At 51.2% G+C, this 15,441-nt stretch carries 16 protein-coding genes; 2 read left to right on the top strand and 14 right to left on the bottom strand.

Translation table 11 applies throughout. The features are described 5' to 3' along the window. Positions 1-67 precede the first annotated feature (67 nt). Positions 68-1,192 (bottom strand): hypothetical protein, encoded by a 1,125-nt coding sequence (locus ABFD83_11200; GenBank protein MEN6357635.1) that lies wholly within the window; start codon positions 1,190-1,192, stop codon positions 68-70. A 241-nt stretch (positions 1,193-1,433) separates the two neighbouring features. Between ABFD83_11200 and ABFD83_11205 the strand changes: the two genes are divergently transcribed. Then, the gene (locus ABFD83_11205; protein MEN6357636.1) at positions 1,434-2,450 is read left to right on the top strand and encodes a hydroxyacid dehydrogenase; all 1,017 of its coding nucleotides are present in this window, start codon (positions 1,434-1,436) and stop codon (positions 2,448-2,450) included. Between the two features lie 7 nt (positions 2,451-2,457). Here the strand turns inward: ABFD83_11205 and ABFD83_11210 are convergent, their stop codons facing one another. The 10 genes from ABFD83_11210 to hisD all read right to left on the bottom strand — a co-directional run bounded on the left by ABFD83_11210 (position 2,458) and on the right by hisD (position 10,676). Then, the gene (locus tag ABFD83_11210) at positions 2,458-2,739 is read right to left on the bottom strand and encodes a hypothetical protein (GenBank protein ID MEN6357637.1); all 282 of its coding nucleotides are present in this window, start codon (positions 2,737-2,739) and stop codon (positions 2,458-2,460) included. Between the two features lie 29 nt (positions 2,740-2,768). Next, positions 2,769-3,920: an L-threonylcarbamoyladenylate synthase gene (locus tag ABFD83_11215; protein MEN6357638.1), complete on the bottom strand. Its 1,152-nt coding sequence runs from the start codon at positions 3,918-3,920 to the stop codon at positions 2,769-2,771. A gap of 44 nt (positions 3,921-3,964) precedes the next feature. Then, a complete protein-coding gene (locus ABFD83_11220; GenBank protein MEN6357639.1) occupies positions 3,965-4,324 on the bottom strand; it encodes an endonuclease domain-containing protein in 360 nt (119 codons plus the stop codon). Between the two features lie 54 nt (positions 4,325-4,378). Next, positions 4,379-5,233 (bottom strand): peptide chain release factor N(5)-glutamine methyltransferase, encoded by an 855-nt coding sequence (prmC, locus tag ABFD83_11225; protein MEN6357640.1) that lies wholly within the window; start codon positions 5,231-5,233, stop codon positions 4,379-4,381. A 66-nt stretch (positions 5,234-5,299) separates the two neighbouring features. Beyond that, positions 5,300-6,367: a peptide chain release factor 1 gene (prfA, locus tag ABFD83_11230; GenBank protein MEN6357641.1), complete on the bottom strand. Its 1,068-nt coding sequence runs from the start codon at positions 6,365-6,367 to the stop codon at positions 5,300-5,302. Further along, positions 6,348-7,403, bottom strand: a complete 1,056-nt coding sequence (locus ABFD83_11235) for a DUF1385 domain-containing protein (protein MEN6357642.1) — start codon at positions 7,401-7,403, stop codon at positions 6,348-6,350. The genes prfA and ABFD83_11235 overlap by 20 nt, the downstream gene beginning before the upstream one ends. 101 nt (positions 7,404-7,504) lie before the next feature. Next, positions 7,505-7,723, bottom strand: a complete 219-nt coding sequence (rpmE, locus tag ABFD83_11240; protein MEN6357643.1) for a 50S ribosomal protein L31 — start codon at positions 7,721-7,723, stop codon at positions 7,505-7,507. Positions 7,724-7,965: 242 nt separating this feature from the next. Continuing rightward, positions 7,966-8,658 carry a ComEA family DNA-binding protein gene (locus tag ABFD83_11245; GenBank protein ID MEN6357644.1) on the bottom strand — a complete coding sequence of 231 codons (693 nt, stop codon included), beginning with the start codon at positions 8,656-8,658 and terminating at the stop codon, positions 7,966-7,968. A gap of 38 nt (positions 8,659-8,696) precedes the next feature. Continuing rightward, a complete protein-coding gene (hisB, locus tag ABFD83_11250) occupies positions 8,697-9,287 on the bottom strand; it encodes an imidazoleglycerol-phosphate dehydratase HisB (GenBank protein ID MEN6357645.1) in 591 nt (196 codons plus the stop codon). 108 nt (positions 9,288-9,395) lie between these two features. Beyond that, a complete protein-coding gene (hisD, locus tag ABFD83_11255) occupies positions 9,396-10,676 on the bottom strand; it encodes a histidinol dehydrogenase (protein MEN6357646.1) in 1,281 nt (426 codons plus the stop codon). 140 nt (positions 10,677-10,816) lie between these two features. Here hisD and ABFD83_11260 point away from each other — a divergent pair, with 140 nt between their 5' ends. After that, positions 10,817-12,352 (top strand): YifB family Mg chelatase-like AAA ATPase, encoded by a 1,536-nt coding sequence (locus ABFD83_11260; GenBank protein ID MEN6357647.1) that lies wholly within the window; start codon positions 10,817-10,819, stop codon positions 12,350-12,352. 44 nt (positions 12,353-12,396) lie between these two features. On the opposite strand, the gene ABFD83_11265 is transcribed toward ABFD83_11260, so the two are convergent. The 3 genes from ABFD83_11265 to ABFD83_11275 form a co-directional block, all read right to left on the bottom strand. Continuing rightward, positions 12,397-13,203, bottom strand: coding sequence for a fumarylacetoacetate hydrolase family protein (locus tag ABFD83_11265; protein ID MEN6357648.1), 807 nt, complete (start codon positions 13,201-13,203; stop codon positions 12,397-12,399). Between the two features lie 15 nt (positions 13,204-13,218). Continuing rightward, positions 13,219-14,010, bottom strand: coding sequence for an exodeoxyribonuclease III (gene xth, locus ABFD83_11270; GenBank protein ID MEN6357649.1), 792 nt, complete (start codon positions 14,008-14,010; stop codon positions 13,219-13,221). Between the two features lie 239 nt (positions 14,011-14,249). Next, positions 14,250-15,437 (bottom strand): flavodoxin domain-containing protein, encoded by a 1,188-nt coding sequence (locus ABFD83_11275; GenBank protein MEN6357650.1) that lies wholly within the window; start codon positions 15,435-15,437, stop codon positions 14,250-14,252. Positions 15,438-15,441: the final 4 nt, after the last annotated feature.

Genomic DNA, 15,441 nt, shown 5'->3' on the forward strand with positions numbered 1-15,441 from the left:
AGGCTGAAATACTGCCGGATGTGCCAGTTTGTTGCTCGCTTTTGAACTCTGAGACATTCAAGGCTACTTATGAAATCAGCTGTCGGCATAAAATGCGCTCAAAATAACGTCTATCGCAATTGCCTCCTTGTATGTATGTTTGACCGCTCGGTGCGTCATTCGGGTTCCAGTAGACGACCTTCAAGCCGGTATTCGATGCGGTCGTAAGTCCCGAGCCGTCATCTATCCAGCAAGCAGCATGACCGTTTTCTGTCGTGGTATTGGTTACACTTCCCCACACTCTCACGCGCGTGCCGACGGGATTCAGACCGCCGGATGCGGTCTGGTCTGATGTATGCATATAGAGTGCAGGCTGCTCACCGAACTCGCCGCCCGCAGCAGATCGACTTATCATCCCTGCCGGTCCCGGGCGTTTCATCGAACCCGTGCACTTGACACTGGCGGCGTATATATACGCCTCGCCGGACGATTCACCGCTTATCAGACTGCCGTCGATAGTGACGATATTTCCAGGTTCGAGCGGAACCGATACCTGCGGCACGACTTTGATTCCATTGCCGCCGGTGACAGGCTCCTGAATATAGAAAAACGAGACCGAACCGTTAACATAATAGACTGCCGTTACCAACTTGCCCGTCAAATCCACTTCGCCGCTGTTCAGCTTCACATATGCGACTGTTCCAGGTGATGCGGCAAGCGGCTCCGACTCTACCGGCTCAGATTCGGGGACCGGGGGCAGTGTCGGGTCGGCGTCCGCTGTCGAGACCGCGGTCTCAGCATCTTTTATATACGGCCATTTATCTTCTGCTCGAAATGGGAAAGGCACACAGAATTCTTTGCCGTCGACATCTGTGTAGACTGATATTTGCCGCGCCACAAGCACGCGGTAAGAGCCGACTGTCGCCATCTTACCCGTGATATTCAGCGTCCAGCCATTTTTCACGATGAATGTCTTGAGATAGACAGGTAAGATACAGGGAGGACTTGTGCTAAAAATATCTCGAACAAATGCATAATCCCCAATCACATTGTCAACGAAGACGGCAGACAGATTGACAATTGTGCCGTTCGGCTGTGCAATAGCGTTACAAACGCAGCCGGTCGTTTGTGACTGTTCAACCGATGCGAATAACGCGACCGGCAATAATAAGAGTAAAACTGCAAGAACTACGCCCAAACAAATCCTTGTCATCCGATTACCCTCGCTAATTCCAAATCGCAATTTTCATGTCATTCAGTATTGTTTGCAATTTAGCATGCAGGCATATGAATGTCAAGTATAGACTGTTAAATATTTTGCATGCTATTTAAGAGGACTATACAGTGGCTGATAAGAGGCGCGCCTCATACGTCCTAATCCCGCCATTATCTGCAATGAAGCGAGAAGGGATATTGTTACAAGTAGTAGAAATCTAATGCTGGAGGTGGATTAATTGCCTGATACGAAGATTGTGTTTTTTGAAGTTGAAGACTGGGTTCGCGAATATCTAGCCGACAGCTCTCTTGCGCCTCATCAGACAAAGATGATCAACAAGATACTCGATGAGTCGAATGTGCAGGAGGCTGCCGATGCCGACGTTATATCGGTATTCATATACTCAAAAATCGACAAGGCAATCCTGGATAAACTGCCTAACCTCAAGCTCATAGCGACCAGATCCACCGGTTTTGATCATGTTGATATTCGAGAGTGTGACAAACGCGGGATCACGGTCTGCAACGTCCCAAGATACGGCGAGAATACCGTCGCCGAACACGCTTTCGCGCTGATACTTGGTCTCACCAGGAAAATGAAGACGGCCGTAATGCGCGCAAATCAGTTGGACTTTAACATAGAAGGGCTGCGAGGCTTTGATCTGTATGGTAAAACACTGGGAGTCATCGGAGCCGGGGCTATCGGTCTGCACAGCATCAGGATCGGACGAGGGTTCGGTATGCGAGTGGTGGCATATGACGCGTTTCCACAGCCAATCCTGTCTGAGGTGCTTGGTTTTGAATATACGTCGCTGGATAATCTACTGGCCGAAAGTGATATCATCACCCTCCACGTTCCTCTCATAAAAGACACATATCACCTTATAAACAAAGACAATATCGGCAAGATCAAGCGAGGCGCAATCCTCATAAATACATCGCGCGGGGCAGTAGTTGAAACAGAGGCTCTTGTGAAAGCGCTGGATGGAGGTATACTCTCTGCAGCCGGGCTGGACGTGCTCGAAGGAGAGGAGTCTATTAAAGAAGAAGCGCAATTGCTATCGGATACGCTGCCTGTAGAAAAACTGCGCGCTATAGTCCACAGCTATGCCCTCCTGCATCGAGACAATGTGATAATCACGCCGCATGTGGCGTTCTACTCAGTAGAGGCAGAGCAGAGGATTATCGACACCACGGTTGATAATATAGAGAGCTTCTTGAATGGCAAGTCGAAGAATGTGGTTAAGAAGCGTTAGTCTAAACCTACCATAAAAAATGCTGCGCGAGCCACCACAAGCAAAGGCTTATGAGCAGCGTTGGGAAGAGATAGCCAAAGTCACGAACAGCTCCGCGGCGGTCCTCTTTATTACCGAAAACCAGGAGGCACTCGGCCAATATAAGTAAAACCGAGCCGACAGCAACCAGTAATGGCGCCAAAGGGACCAATGACGGCAGAATATGCGCATTGCCCATCGCGATAAGCGCGATCCCTCCGACAACCAGAACAAGCATAACACCTATTATAAGAACGTATGAAACTATCATGCTACCCTCGTTATGAGACAAGCAACAGGTTATTGCCTGTTACCTGTTACCTTTTCTATCAGATGCGTTGTGGAGTGCCCCTCTGTGTTCGTGCCTGAATACGGGATCACCCGGACAAGCCCGCCAATTTTGCGCATAACTTCAGTCTCAGGCAGATCCTCAGGTCTATAATCGCCGCCCTTGACGTGAATATCGGGCTTTATAGCCGCAATCAGCTCAATCGGTGTGTCTTCATCGAATACGGTCACATAGTCTACGCATTCGAGAGCTGCAAGCACCTCGACTCGCTCCGACTGCGGCACTACCGGTCTCCCATCGCCCTTGAGTTTGCGCACGGTCTCATCGGCATTTACTCCGACCACAAGTATATTACCCAGTGCACGGGCATCCTGTAGATACCTTACATGCCCGATATGAAGAATATCGAAGCAGCCGTTTGTGAAAACGACTTTCTTGCCCTCGCTCTTCGCCTGCTCGACTATATCTTTCATCTCAGAGCGCGATTTTACCTTCCACTGGGCCGCTCTGTATGTCTTTTTGTTCATCATAACCTGCTTTATCTGCTCACGGTCAATAGTCCCAAGACGCAGAACCTTTGGCGGATCGACACTGACATCCAAGACCGTAGATGCCACACCTATCTTGCATTCTCCCGAGTCCAAAACCACCGAGACTTTGTCTCCTATCTGCTCAATCGCCTGCCCGGCGCTCTTTGGCGGCTCTTTACCCGATAGATTAGCGCTTGTGGCTACTATCGGCGTGCCAAGCTCATTAAGCAGCGCAAGAGCGACAGGGTGATCCGGAACCCTCACGCCGACTGTGTCCAGCCCGCCGCTTACCAGGTCCGATACGGATTCGTTTTTCTTTATCACTATTGTAAGCGGACCAGGCCAATATCCGGCCGCAAGACGTTTTGCTTTCTCCGAGACTTCCAAGGCCACCATACTCAGTTGTTCTATTCCTGCCACTTGCACTGGAAGCGGATGTGTCTCAGCCCTGCCCTTTGCCTGAAAGATTTTTCTCACAGCATCCTCGTTGAGTGCATCAGCGGCAAGGCCGTAGACAGTCTCGGTCGGGAATATGACCAGTTCTCCGCGTCTTATTGCGTCCGCAGCCGTCTTTATTGCTGCAGTGTCCGGTTTTTTTGCATCAACCTGTAAAACTTTCACTGTATTGAACACACAACCAGTTCCCTCTCCCGGAGGAGAGGGTTAGGGTGAGGGCGCTACCTCCCGTAACTATTACATTCTTTTAATATAAACTCAAGCACGTTGTTAATATTTCCAAGAACTTCCCTGTTCGTAAACCGTATGATTCTATATCCCAAGCTCTTAATTACTGCGGTTCGATTTGCATCATATGCTTCGTTTTGAGCATGTGTATCGCCATCAACCTCAACAATCAGACAGGCTTCTTCGCAACAAAAATCAGCAATAAACTTGCCAATAGGATGTTGGCGACGAAACTTATATCCTGCCAACTGGCCTGCGCGCAGGTGCTTCCACAAAAGCGCTTCAATAGGTGTCTGCTGTCTCCTCAACTGCCTAGCGCGTTCTATTGACTCCGGACCTGATCCTTGTGCCATACGTAGCGCCCTCACCCCGTCCCTCTCCCCCAGGAGAGGGGGCTAAAGTAATCACTATTTTACAGCAATTACAACCCTATCTATGCCGGAAAGATCTTTGATGATTTGCGTCTCGCAATAACCCGCGGACATTGCAATCTCCTCTACCAACTGAGCTTCACCAATACCGACTTCCACTGCTATAAAGCCATTCTCTTTCAAGAGACCCAGCGAATTGGGAAGCAGATCGCGGTAGGCGTCAAGACCGTCCGAGCCGCCGTCGAGAGCAGCCCTTGGCTCATATACGGCAACTTCAGGCTCCAGCGTTTCAATATCGGCGCTGGGTATATACGGCGGATTAGAGACTATTGCATCGAACTGGACGCCAAGACTTTTAAGCGGCTCCACAAGATCGCCTTCGATCAGAATGACTCTATCCGACAATTGATGGTTCTCTATATTGCGCCTTGCCACCTTCAGGGCGTCAGATGAAATCTCGGTCGCGTATAGAATTGCGCCTGGAATATTTGCTGCAATTGCGATTGCTATGGCTCCGCTGCCTGTGCCTATGTCGGCTATATTTAATCGCGCAAACGCGGAAGAGCGAAAATGCGAAACTGAGAAGTCTACTAATGTCTCCGTTTCGGGTCTTGGAATCAGCACACCCGGAGAGACTTCGATCTCCAAGCCATAAAACTCTTTATGGCCGAGGATGTAGGCAAGAGGATATCGGGAGGCACGCTTTTCAATCAGGTTATGAAATGTGTTATGCTCAGTGTCGGAGAGTTCACGTTCAGGATGTGCGATTACATCGAGCCTTGTGCAGCCGAGAGCTTTTGCCATAAGTAATTGGGAATCGAGCAGCGGAGTGTCTACTCCTGCTTGCCCCAAACGCTCGACAGAATATTTCAGGATATCATGAATGGACAATAGAGCGCATTCTCCCCCACGAGAGTGAGTGGACCCGCTTTAAACTCTGCGCTCTCCACTCTCCACTCAGCTTACAGACTGCAGCTTATCAGCCTGGTCGACAGCAATGAGCCGGTCTATCATATCGTCAATCTCGCCGTCCATAAAGGCAGGCAGGTTGTAGATCGTGTGATCGATCCGATGGTCGGTAATCCGGTTTTGAGGGTAGTTATATGTGCGGCTCTTCTCGCTCCTGTCGCCGGAACGAACCATCAACCGCCTCGCGGAGTCAATCTCCTCGCGCTGAGCCTGCTGCTCCATATCAAGAAGTTTGGCGCGCAATATCGACATAGCGCGCAGCCTGTTCTGAAGCTGGGAGCGCTCGTCCTGGCATGTCACGACTATACCCGTCGGTTTATGAGTAATACGGATAGCCGTCTCGTTCTTCTGGACGTTCTGACCGCCGGCGCCCGCAGAGCGATAGGTATCTATCTCGAGGTCATCATCATTGACTTGAACATCTATGTCTTCAGCCTCTGGGAGCACGCTCACTGTGGCGGCGGAAGTATGAATGCGTCCGCTCGACTCGGTAGCCGGGACTCTCTGCACGCGGTGCACCCCACCCTCGAACTTGAGCCTGCTGTATGCGCCCTTGCCCTTGATCTCAAGCGTGGCCTGCCTATAGCCGCCGATACCTGTCTCTTCAGCGCTCATCAGCTCTGCCCGCCAGCCCTGACGCTCGGCATAGCGCGTATACATCCTAAGGAGGTCGCCTGCAAACAAGGCCGCCTCTTCACCGCCTGTGCCGGCTCTAATTTCGACTATCACGTCCTTATCGTCATTAGGGTCCTTCGGCAGGAGCATAAGGCGTAATTCCTGCTCAATTGTGGGCATCTTCTCCTTAAGCTCGCCAAGTTCGATCTGAGCAAGTTCTCGAAGTTCAGGGTCGAGCTTATCGTGAAGCATCTCTTCTGTGTTCGCAAGCTGATTTTGAATATGCTTATATTCACGCCACTTCGCTACGATCCCGGCTAGGTCCGCATGAGCTTTGGCGACCTGGTGATACTCCTTCGGATCCTGAACTATCTCCGGGTCCGCAAGTCGCTCCTCAAGAGCAGCGTATCTGTCTTCTACATCAGCTAGTTTCTCGAACAACTTCGACTTCCTCTTCCTTGTGCTCGGCTTCTCTTTCGAACACGCTCTCCAGTGACTTTATTGCCACTTCGATCATATCAGGCTCGGGCTCGCGAGTAGTAATCCCCTGCATCAGCAGACCGGGGAATATAAGCATCTTCGTAAAGAATGCATCCTTGTGATTTCCTGCGAACCTGACCCCGACCTCATAGGCAATTCCCGCAACAAATGGCAGCAGCGCAATATGATAAGCCCATCGTATAAATGTACTGATTATATTGTGCTCGGTAAGACTGCCGTGCGGGAGTTGGTCAGCGACCAGCGCGTAGACAATTATATTCGTGATCAGCACGACAAATATAAAGCTGGTCCCGCAGCGCACATGTACTTTGCTGTATCGCTTTACATTATCGACTGTCAGATCGACGCCGGACTCGTAGGCGTTGATCGTCTTGTGTTCGGCACCATGATACTGAAACACTCGCCGGATATCTTTCATAAACGAAATGGCGAAAACATATCCGACAAATATGGCTATCTTTACCAGGCCTTCGATGGCAGTAAGTTCCCATCTTACGTGAACATGTGAATTCAACGGTCTTGTAATGAGGATCGGAACATATACAAAAATCGCAAGCCCCAGCGCAAGCCCAACGAACATCATAGCATTAAGCGCGATATCGTTTACGCTGCCGCCTTTTTTCTCGACGGCTTCCAGATCGGCTTCGGCATGAGCCAGAGCTTTATCCTGCTTGCCCGACTTAGCACCCGCCGCTGCATCCGCTTCAGCGGCATCTTTCATGGCGATATCGGCAGAGAACATAAGCGCCTTCATCCCAAGGACCATTGAGTCTATCAGCGCAAGAGTGCCGCGCAGAAATGGCTTATTGAGCCACTTGAAACGTCCGAGAATGCCTTCGACATCTTCCTTGCGCGTAACAATCTCGCCGTCGGCTTTCCTGACGGCTATGCCGTAATCCTTCGGCCCGCGCATCATTACGCCTTCAATAACAGCCTGGCCGCCGTAATGGAAATCTTTTTTCTTTTGATCCGCCAAAACCGCACCTGCCTCCCCGAGACAAAAGCAAAGGAAGCGCCCGACGACAGACGCTGCAGTCGTCAAGATCGCTTCCCCAAAAACTTGTAATCGGTAAAAAGCTATTGCTCTTCCGTCTTCTTGTTCATGCCATACTTGGCAAGGAATTTCTCAACACGGCCTTCCGTATCCATGATCTTTTGCTTGCCCGTGAAGAACGGATGGCACGCGGAGCAAATTTCTACTCTGATCTCGTCCGCTGTCGATCTGGTCTCAAATGTATTTCCACAAGCGCATGTAACCTGCGCCTTTTGGTATTTCGGATGGATTCCCGCTTTCATTGTGTCACCTTTCGGAAAAATGCTTTCTGGTTCAAATCCTATTTCACTAATGAATTATACCATAACCACTCCAAGACTGACAAGAGCGACGCATCCGCTTTCTTAATCACGTTAACACGAATTCAAAACATGCTTTTGAAACGTTAGCGCAAAGCAGATTCCTCGACTTCGCTCGGAATGACAGTGTGCGAACACATTGATCTCATCACGAATAGTTCAGGTGAAATTACCATCACCTTGAACTAAAGCGTAACAAACGCTCGCATCTTCTCCCACTTCTTTGGACCGATGCCTTTGACATCAAGCATCTGCTCAGGGGACTTAAAACCGCCTGACTGAGTCCTGAAATCAATTATCTTCTGGGCTGTTGACGGACCAACACCGGGCAGCCGCTCAAGCTCTTCGCTGCTTGCTGAGTTGATATGTACGACGCCTTCGCCCGGCCTGGAAAGCTTATCGCTGCTCGACTTTGAACCGGAGCTTTTGGCCGGAGCAGAGCCTGCCATTCCGGCAGCCGCCTTCATACTCATGGGAGATGCGGAACTCTGACCGACAGCCGGGACAACTATCTTGGAAGCATCTTCAATCTTTGCGGCAAGGTTTAGAGACTGCATGTCGGCATTATCTTTAGCGCCGCCTGCGGCCTTTATAGCTTCATAGACGCGGCTGCCGTTTGGAAGAGAATAGACCCCCGGCGCTTTGACACATCCCGCGACCTGGAAGATCACTCTGCGACTAGAGTTGGAACCGGCATGGGTTGAGTCGCTGCCTGTCGCGATTACTTTCGCTGAGCCAGCCTGATCCGGTTCGGTGATGACGACATCGCCGGAACGGCTCACAGCGCCGCGCAGATGAGATATGGACAGCCCTATCGCAGCAATGCCCGCAATTGCCAACAGAGCCAGCTTCTGGTTTTTCGTAAAGTCAAACCCCAATGATATCGCCCCTCAATTCAGGTTTGATGGTGCGGCGGCTACAGTATCCCCTTGGTCGATGGTATGCCCTTAACACGATCATCGGCAGAAAGAGCCTCGCGAAGCGCACGTGCGAACGATTTGAACGCCGCTTCGACTATGTGATGCGCGTTGGAGCCGTCGAGCTGGCGTATGTGAGCATTTATGCCAGCGTTATTGACCAGAGCCTTGAAAAACTCAGGCGTAAGCTCCGAATCGAACGCGCCAATCATCTCTTTCTCGATCTGAAGGCCGTATACAAGGCCACCGCGTCCACTCAGGTCGAGCGCAGTCATCACCAGAGCCTCGTCCATAGGCACAACGGATGAACCGTAGCGGACGATACCCGCCTTATCGCCGACTGCGCGCGCAATCGCCTTGCCGATTGATATACCTACATCCTCGACAGTGTGATGCGCATCGACTTCAAGATCGCCCTTGCATTTAACGACAAGGTTGCAAAGGCTGTGCTTGGCGAGGTGCGTAAGCATATGGTCAAAAAAACCGATACCGGTATCGACAGTGCTTTCGCCGGTACCATCCAAATTGATTGAAACGCTTATCTGCGTCTCTTTGGTCTTTCTTTCTATGTCAGCTTTTCTGTCCCCCATAAAGCCTCCTTATATTCAGATGAGAGCGGAGAGTGGAGAGCTAATAGCCCTGAACAAATACCGCAAGACTCAAGGAAAATACTCAATATAAAATCCCAAATCTAAAATTCACTTGGTTCTTATTCGGATTGTGTTGGCATGCGCGTCAAGTCCCTCTGCTTTTGCCATCTCTACGACCGTCGGCGCTATCGCTGATAGAGCTTCCTCGCTATACGAAAGCAGGCCGGACTTCTTTATGAAGTCGTCCACACTCAAAGCAGAGCTGAACCTGGCTGTGCCGCCGGTTGGTAAAGTGTGGTTGGGGCCGGCTGCATAGTCGCACAAAGGCACGGGCGTATAACCGCCGAGCAGGATTGTACCCGCGTTCTTAATGCGCTTTAATGTCTCCCACGGGCTTCGAGTCACGACCTCGAGGTGCTCCGGCGCAAACTCGTTGGCCAGATCGACAGCCTCGTCCATATCACGAGTGATTACGATCACGCCGAAACCATCCAGAGATTTATGTATTAGCTCACTTCGCAAGGCTAAATCAGTCTGAGCGCGGACTTCCTTCAGGACTGCGTCGGCGAGTTGACGTGAGTTTGTAATAAGTGCGCACCGTGAGTCTTCGGCGTGCTCCGCTTGAGACAAAATATCCGCCGCCACATAAGTCGGGTTGGCGCTGTCATCGGCCAGCACTAGTATTTCGCTGGGGCCTGCCAGTTGGTCGATCCCAACTTTTCCGTACAACTGGCGTTTGGCTTCCACAAAAAACGCATTGCCTGGGCCGACGATCTTATCGACTTTCGGCACACTCTGCGTGCCATAGGCCATAGCGGCGGCTGCAGGCGCTCCACCAACCGCATAGACTTTCTCTACTCCGCACTCGCGCGCGGCAACCAGCATTGTCGGGTCTATTTTGCCGTTCTCCCTGGGAGGAGAACAAAGTAATATCTCCTTGACCCCCGCTACAACAGCCGGGACAGCGGTCATCAAGACCGTGCTGGGCAGCGGCGCCAGACGCGCTGGCGCATATATGCCTACTTTCTCAATGGGCCGGACTATCTGTCCGTATGTAAAAGCCTCACTGCTCTCGATCCAGGACTTCTGGACCTGGTTGCGGTGAAACTTCTCAATATTTGCCTTTGCCGTCTTTATTGCGGCAAGCAGGCTAGGATCGACGATGGAATAGGCTTCTTCAAACTCGGCGGAGGTAGCTGGAAGATGGTCAAGATACGGCGAGTCGAACTGTCTGCCATAATCGATCAGCGCCTGATCACCACGCGTTCTGACATCTGCGATAATTTCGCGGACTGTCTTTTCCAATTCCAAGTTTGCGTCGGACTCGACCGGTTTGAGCGCAGCGGTTATCTCGCCTGCCGGATCGCGATCAGTCTCAAGAATTCTCATGTTTGCATTTCTCCTGATTATCAACGCGATTATATCAGACCGGCGGGCGTTCGACAACTACGGGATTGCAACCCACAACTGTTTGACTATTGCAGAACCCGTCGATATAATACGCTTAGGAATAAAGGGAGAGCCGATCAATGCTTGCGCAGGTAATGTCGAGTGCGGTAAACGGAATCGATGCTTATTTGGTGGAGGTGGAAGTCGACATAACCCCTGCCCTGCCAAGTTTCACAATCGTCGGACTGCCGGACGCCGCCGTGCGTGAGTCTATCGAACGTGTGCGCGCGGCCATCAAAAACTGCGGCCTTGAGTTTCCCGCGCGAAGAATCACGATCAACTTAGCCCCAGCCGATGTCAGAAAAGAAGGACCTTCATTTGATCTACCGATTGCTGTAGGCATACTCGCGGCAAGTGGACAGATCGATTTGGACGCCGTAAGAGACTGCATAGTGGTCGGAGAACTGAGCCTCGACGGAAATGTCAGGCACGTCAGTGGAGTCCTTCCTATTGCCCTGAACGCCCGTGAGATGAAGGTCAAGCGAATGCTCGTTCCGGCGCATAATGTCAAGGAGGCGGCGATTGTTCAGGAAATCGACGTCTACCCGGTGACAAACCTCACTGAAGTGGTCCAGATACTAAATGAACCCGAGCACATGCTCCCTGCTATGTTCGATTCTAAAGATTTCGAAGCGCTCGACGAACCCAGTTATGATGTCGACTTTTGCGATGTCAAAGGTCAGGAAACTGTAAAACGCGCGCTCGAAATTGCCGCGGCGGGTGGGCATAATATGCTTATGGTCGGCCCACCGGGAAGCGGCAAGACTATGCTCGCGCGGCGTATTCCGACCATTATGCCCCCTCTGAATATGGAAGAGGCTCTGGAAGTAACAAAACTCTACAGCGTGTGCGGACTGTTAAGCTCAAATGAGGCGCTGATAACGCGGAGGGCATTTCGTTCGCCGCATCATACGATATCAAATGCCGGGCTTACCGGCGGAGGGACCTATCCGCGCCCGGGAGAAGTCAGTCTGGCGCACCGGGGAGTGCTGTTTTTGGACGAATTCCCGGAGTTCAAACGAGACGTATTGGAAGTGATGAGGCAGCCGCTTGAAGACGGCCAGGTCACTATTGCAAGAGCGCAGGCTTCTCTTACATATCCAGCGAATTTCATGCTCGTGGCTGCCATGAACCCTTGCCCATGCGGATTCTATAACGACCATCTCAAAAACTGCACATGCACCCCGCATATGATCCAGAAATACCTCCAGCGCATCTCAGGTCCGCTGCTCGACAGGATCGATATACATATTGAGGTTCCTCGTCTCAAGCAAAATGAACTGATGAACAAAGCACCGGGAGAATCATCGGCGAGCATACGCACAAGAGTGCGTGTTGCGCGAGATGTGCAGAACAAGCGCTTTTCGGGCACCAAAATATTCTGTAATGCGCAGATGACACCACGACACATGAAGCAGCACTGCAAACTCGATGCTGATGCAGAAAATATGCTCAAGATGGCAATCGAGCAGCTTCATCTGTCGGCACGCGCATATGATAGAATCCTCAAACTCTCCCGCACAATCGCCGACCTCGGCAGTTCCGACGATATTAGAGTTGAGCATATTGCCGAAGCGGTGCAATACAGAAGTCTGGATAGAAAGTACTGGGGATAGACAAATATGTCAGGACGGGACAGGAACACCCCGAACGACCAGGCTCAATACTTGCGATTTTCCTGGACAACCGTATTGCGCAGTATGCCGATTCCCTCTACCTCGATCTCGGAAATATCTCCTGCTTTCAGATAGACCGGCGGCGTGCGCGCAAAGCCTACCCCTGACGGTGTGCCGGTAAGTATGGCTGTCCCTGGAAGAAGCGTCATACACTGGCTCAAGTAGCTGATCACTTGGGCTACAGGAAAGATCATATCATCAGTATTGCCGTCCTGCATGACCTGCCCGTTCAAGCGGGAGATCACCCTAAGCCCGGTTGGATCAATATCGGTAACCACATATGGTCCCATAGGAGCAAATGTATCGAAACTCTTTGCCCGGACCCACTGGCCATCAGACTTCTGCGCATCCCTCGCCGAAACATCATTGGCGCATGTGTAGCCGAAGACGTAATCGAGCGCCTCAGACTCTGAGATGTTGCGGGCGCTTTTGCCTATAATGACGCACAGCTCGGCTTCATAGTCCACATGATCCGGCGCTGAATGAGGAAGCACGATGTTTTGACCATGAGCTATTACTGCAGTACTCGCTTTCATAAAGAGCAGCGGAGCTGATGGCAGGACATCATTAGTCTCTTTCGAGTGCTCGGCATAGTTCAAGCCTATTGCCAGCACATTAGGCGGATCCACTGGCGGGAGATATCCTGTTATCTCAGACTCATCTAACACATCGCCTGTTCTCTCGATCAGGTCGAGCAGGCCGCCTTTTATCACTTCTATTCTGCCGTTATCGGCAAATACTCCATATGTGCCATGCGGGAATTTCGCGCTCTTAAAACGAACAAACTTCAATGTGCTCTCCTACTACTATATATCAAAATCTGCAGCGATGAACGTGTGATCTGAAGGCTTATCAAGCAGTCGAGGCTGTTTGTCCACCCAGCAGTCTATCGACTTCTCCGCCAGAGTCGCGGTCGCCCAGATATGGTCCAGGCGCCAGCCTATCCTGCGCTTAAGTGCGTTGGGCACTCTATAGTCCCAGAAAGTAAACTGGTTCGGCTCGCCCATATGGTGCTTCCGAAAGACATCCACGAACCCCCACTGCCTCGCGTAGTCCAGCGCTGCATGCTCCTTAGGATGATAGCATACGCTGCCGGACAGACCCTCTGGATCATACACGTCGATCGGCTCGCGGGCAACGTTGAAATCGCCTACCCATACTATCGGATCATCAGGGGTAAACGAAACATCGAAGTAGTGGCGCATATTCTGGATCCAGGCGAGTTTATAGTCAAACTTCGGTGAATCGACGGCTGTGCCTTGCGGTATGTATGTGTTGACTATCGTCACGCCCTTAACACAGGCTCGTATGATGCGCGCCTCATCATCCCACTCAGGGTTTCCTGTACCAATGACAGTCTGATCTATCGGATGACGGCTTATAATTGCGACGCCGTTAAAGCCCTTCTGGCCTCTATAAGCCACGCTGTAGCCTTCATCAGTGATCGCAGCAAGCGGAAACTCCTCGTCGCGGACTTTTGTCTCCTGCACGCATACGACATCGGCTTCATTTGCTCGCATCCAATCAAGGATGATCTGCAGACGGTTCCGTATTGAGTTAGCATTGAAGCTGGCTATTCTGAGTTTATTCAACTGCATTATTCCCTAAAGCTACAGGTGACTCCCTTATTAATGGTAAACAAGCTTGTGTCATTCCCGCGAAAGCGGGAATCCAGACAATCAGCTTTTATCGGAGCAATCATTCCTAGATTCCCAGTCAAGCTGGGAATGACATGTGAGTTTTACCTTAGTTTTGTGATACACCCTTAAGATACAGGTGAAGCATTTGCGACGTGATCTGAAAAGCAGACCGAATGCAACCGGCAAATGCTTCACCCCTACGATTTTATCGCCTTGCCGACTTTTCGACCTAGTTCTACGCATCCAGCTATGTCGGAATCGGTGGGAACATAGTTCACGCGGATACCCGGGTCGACTATGTCGAACTTCATCTCTTCCATCGCTGTGTTTAGGAGCTTCACTGCTTCGCCGCCCCAGCCGTATGAACCGAATGCAGCGCCTATCTTGTTTGCCGGACGCAGACCCTTTACATAGCTTATGACATCCGCCATTCGAGGCAGCATTCCGTTATTGATGGTCGCGGAGCCGAATATAATCGCCTTGGCGTCAAGCATCTCAGTCGCTACATCGCTGCGGTGGCTGAACTGCATATTCATGGCCTTGACGCTGATGCCCTCGGCGGCAAGACCCTCGGCAACGGCATGAGCCATGCTCTCGGTGCTGTGCCACATAGTATCATAGACGACCAGCGCTTTGGCTTTTGTCTCCTGCCTGCTCCATCTATCCCAGGCCTCAATGATAGAGCCGGGGTTTGCCCGCCAGATCACGCCATGGTCAGGCGCGATCATATCTATCTCAAGGTCCATCTCGCTTACACGCGCCAACAGCTTTTGAACCAGAGGAGAATACGGCAGCAGGATATTGGCATAATACTTGCCGGCCTCATGCATCAGCTTGGACTGATCCACTTCATCGTCAAAACGCTCGGTGGTGGCCCAGTGCTCACCAAACGCGTCCTGTGAGATCAGGAGCTTGTCCTGCTCGATGTAAGAGAACATGCTGTCCGGCCAGTGGAGCATGCGTGTCTCAAGAAAATGCACTGTCTTGGAACCCAGGCTCAGCGTCTGGCCATCAGCAACCACTTCATACGGCCAGTCTTCACGATGATAGTGCGCAAGCAGAGCTTTCTTGCCGTTGGACGAGCAGAATATCTTCTCAGGCTTGACTATCTCCATCACTTCGGGCAGAGAGCCGCTGTGGTCCGGTTCGACATGATTGACGACTATATAGTCTATCTTAGCGGGGTCGATTATGCGCTTGATATTGCTGATAAGCGCACCGCCATGACCTTTTTTCACAGTATCAAATAGCGTGACTTTATCGTCTATGAGCAGATACGAGTTATACGTAGTCCCTTGGGGAGTGGAATAGCCGTGGAAATCGCGTATGTCCCAGTCAAGCGCTCCAACCCAGTAAATGTTTTTCTTTATCTCTATCGGTTGCATCTTT

The organism is Armatimonadota bacterium (genome assembly GCA_039679645.1).
In the GTDB taxonomy this organism is placed as follows: Bacteria; Armatimonadota; UBA5829; order UBA5829; family UBA5829; genus UBA5829.

Excerpts from the sequence above, each read along its gene's own strand:
- rpmE (MEN6357643.1), bottom strand. The coding sequence starts at position 7,723 with ATGAAAGCGGGAATCCATCCGAAATACCAAAAGGCGCAGGTTACATGC.
- ABFD83_11260 (MEN6357647.1), top strand. The coding sequence starts at position 10,817 with ATGCTTGCGCAGGTAATGTCGAGTGCGGTAAACGGAATCGATGCTTAT.
- ABFD83_11220 (MEN6357639.1), bottom strand. The coding sequence starts at position 4,324 with ATGGCACAAGGATCAGGTCCGGAGTCAATAGAACGCGCTAGGCAGTTG.
- ABFD83_11275 (MEN6357650.1), bottom strand. The coding sequence starts at position 15,437 with ATGCAACCGATAGAGATAAAGAAAAACATTTACTGGGTTGGAGCGCTT.
- xth (MEN6357649.1), bottom strand. The coding sequence starts at position 14,010 with ATGCAGTTGAATAAACTCAGAATAGCCAGCTTCAATGCTAACTCAATA.
- hisD (MEN6357646.1), bottom strand. The coding sequence starts at position 10,676 with ATGAGAATTCTTGAGACTGATCGCGATCCGGCAGGCGAGATAACCGCT.
- ABFD83_11200 (MEN6357635.1), bottom strand. The coding sequence starts at position 1,192 with ATGACAAGGATTTGTTTGGGCGTAGTTCTTGCAGTTTTACTCTTATTA.
- hisB (MEN6357645.1), bottom strand. The coding sequence starts at position 9,287 with ATGGGGGACAGAAAAGCTGACATAGAAAGAAAGACCAAAGAGACGCAG.
- ABFD83_11210 (MEN6357637.1), bottom strand. The coding sequence starts at position 2,739 with ATGATAGTTTCATACGTTCTTATAATAGGTGTTATGCTTGTTCTGGTT.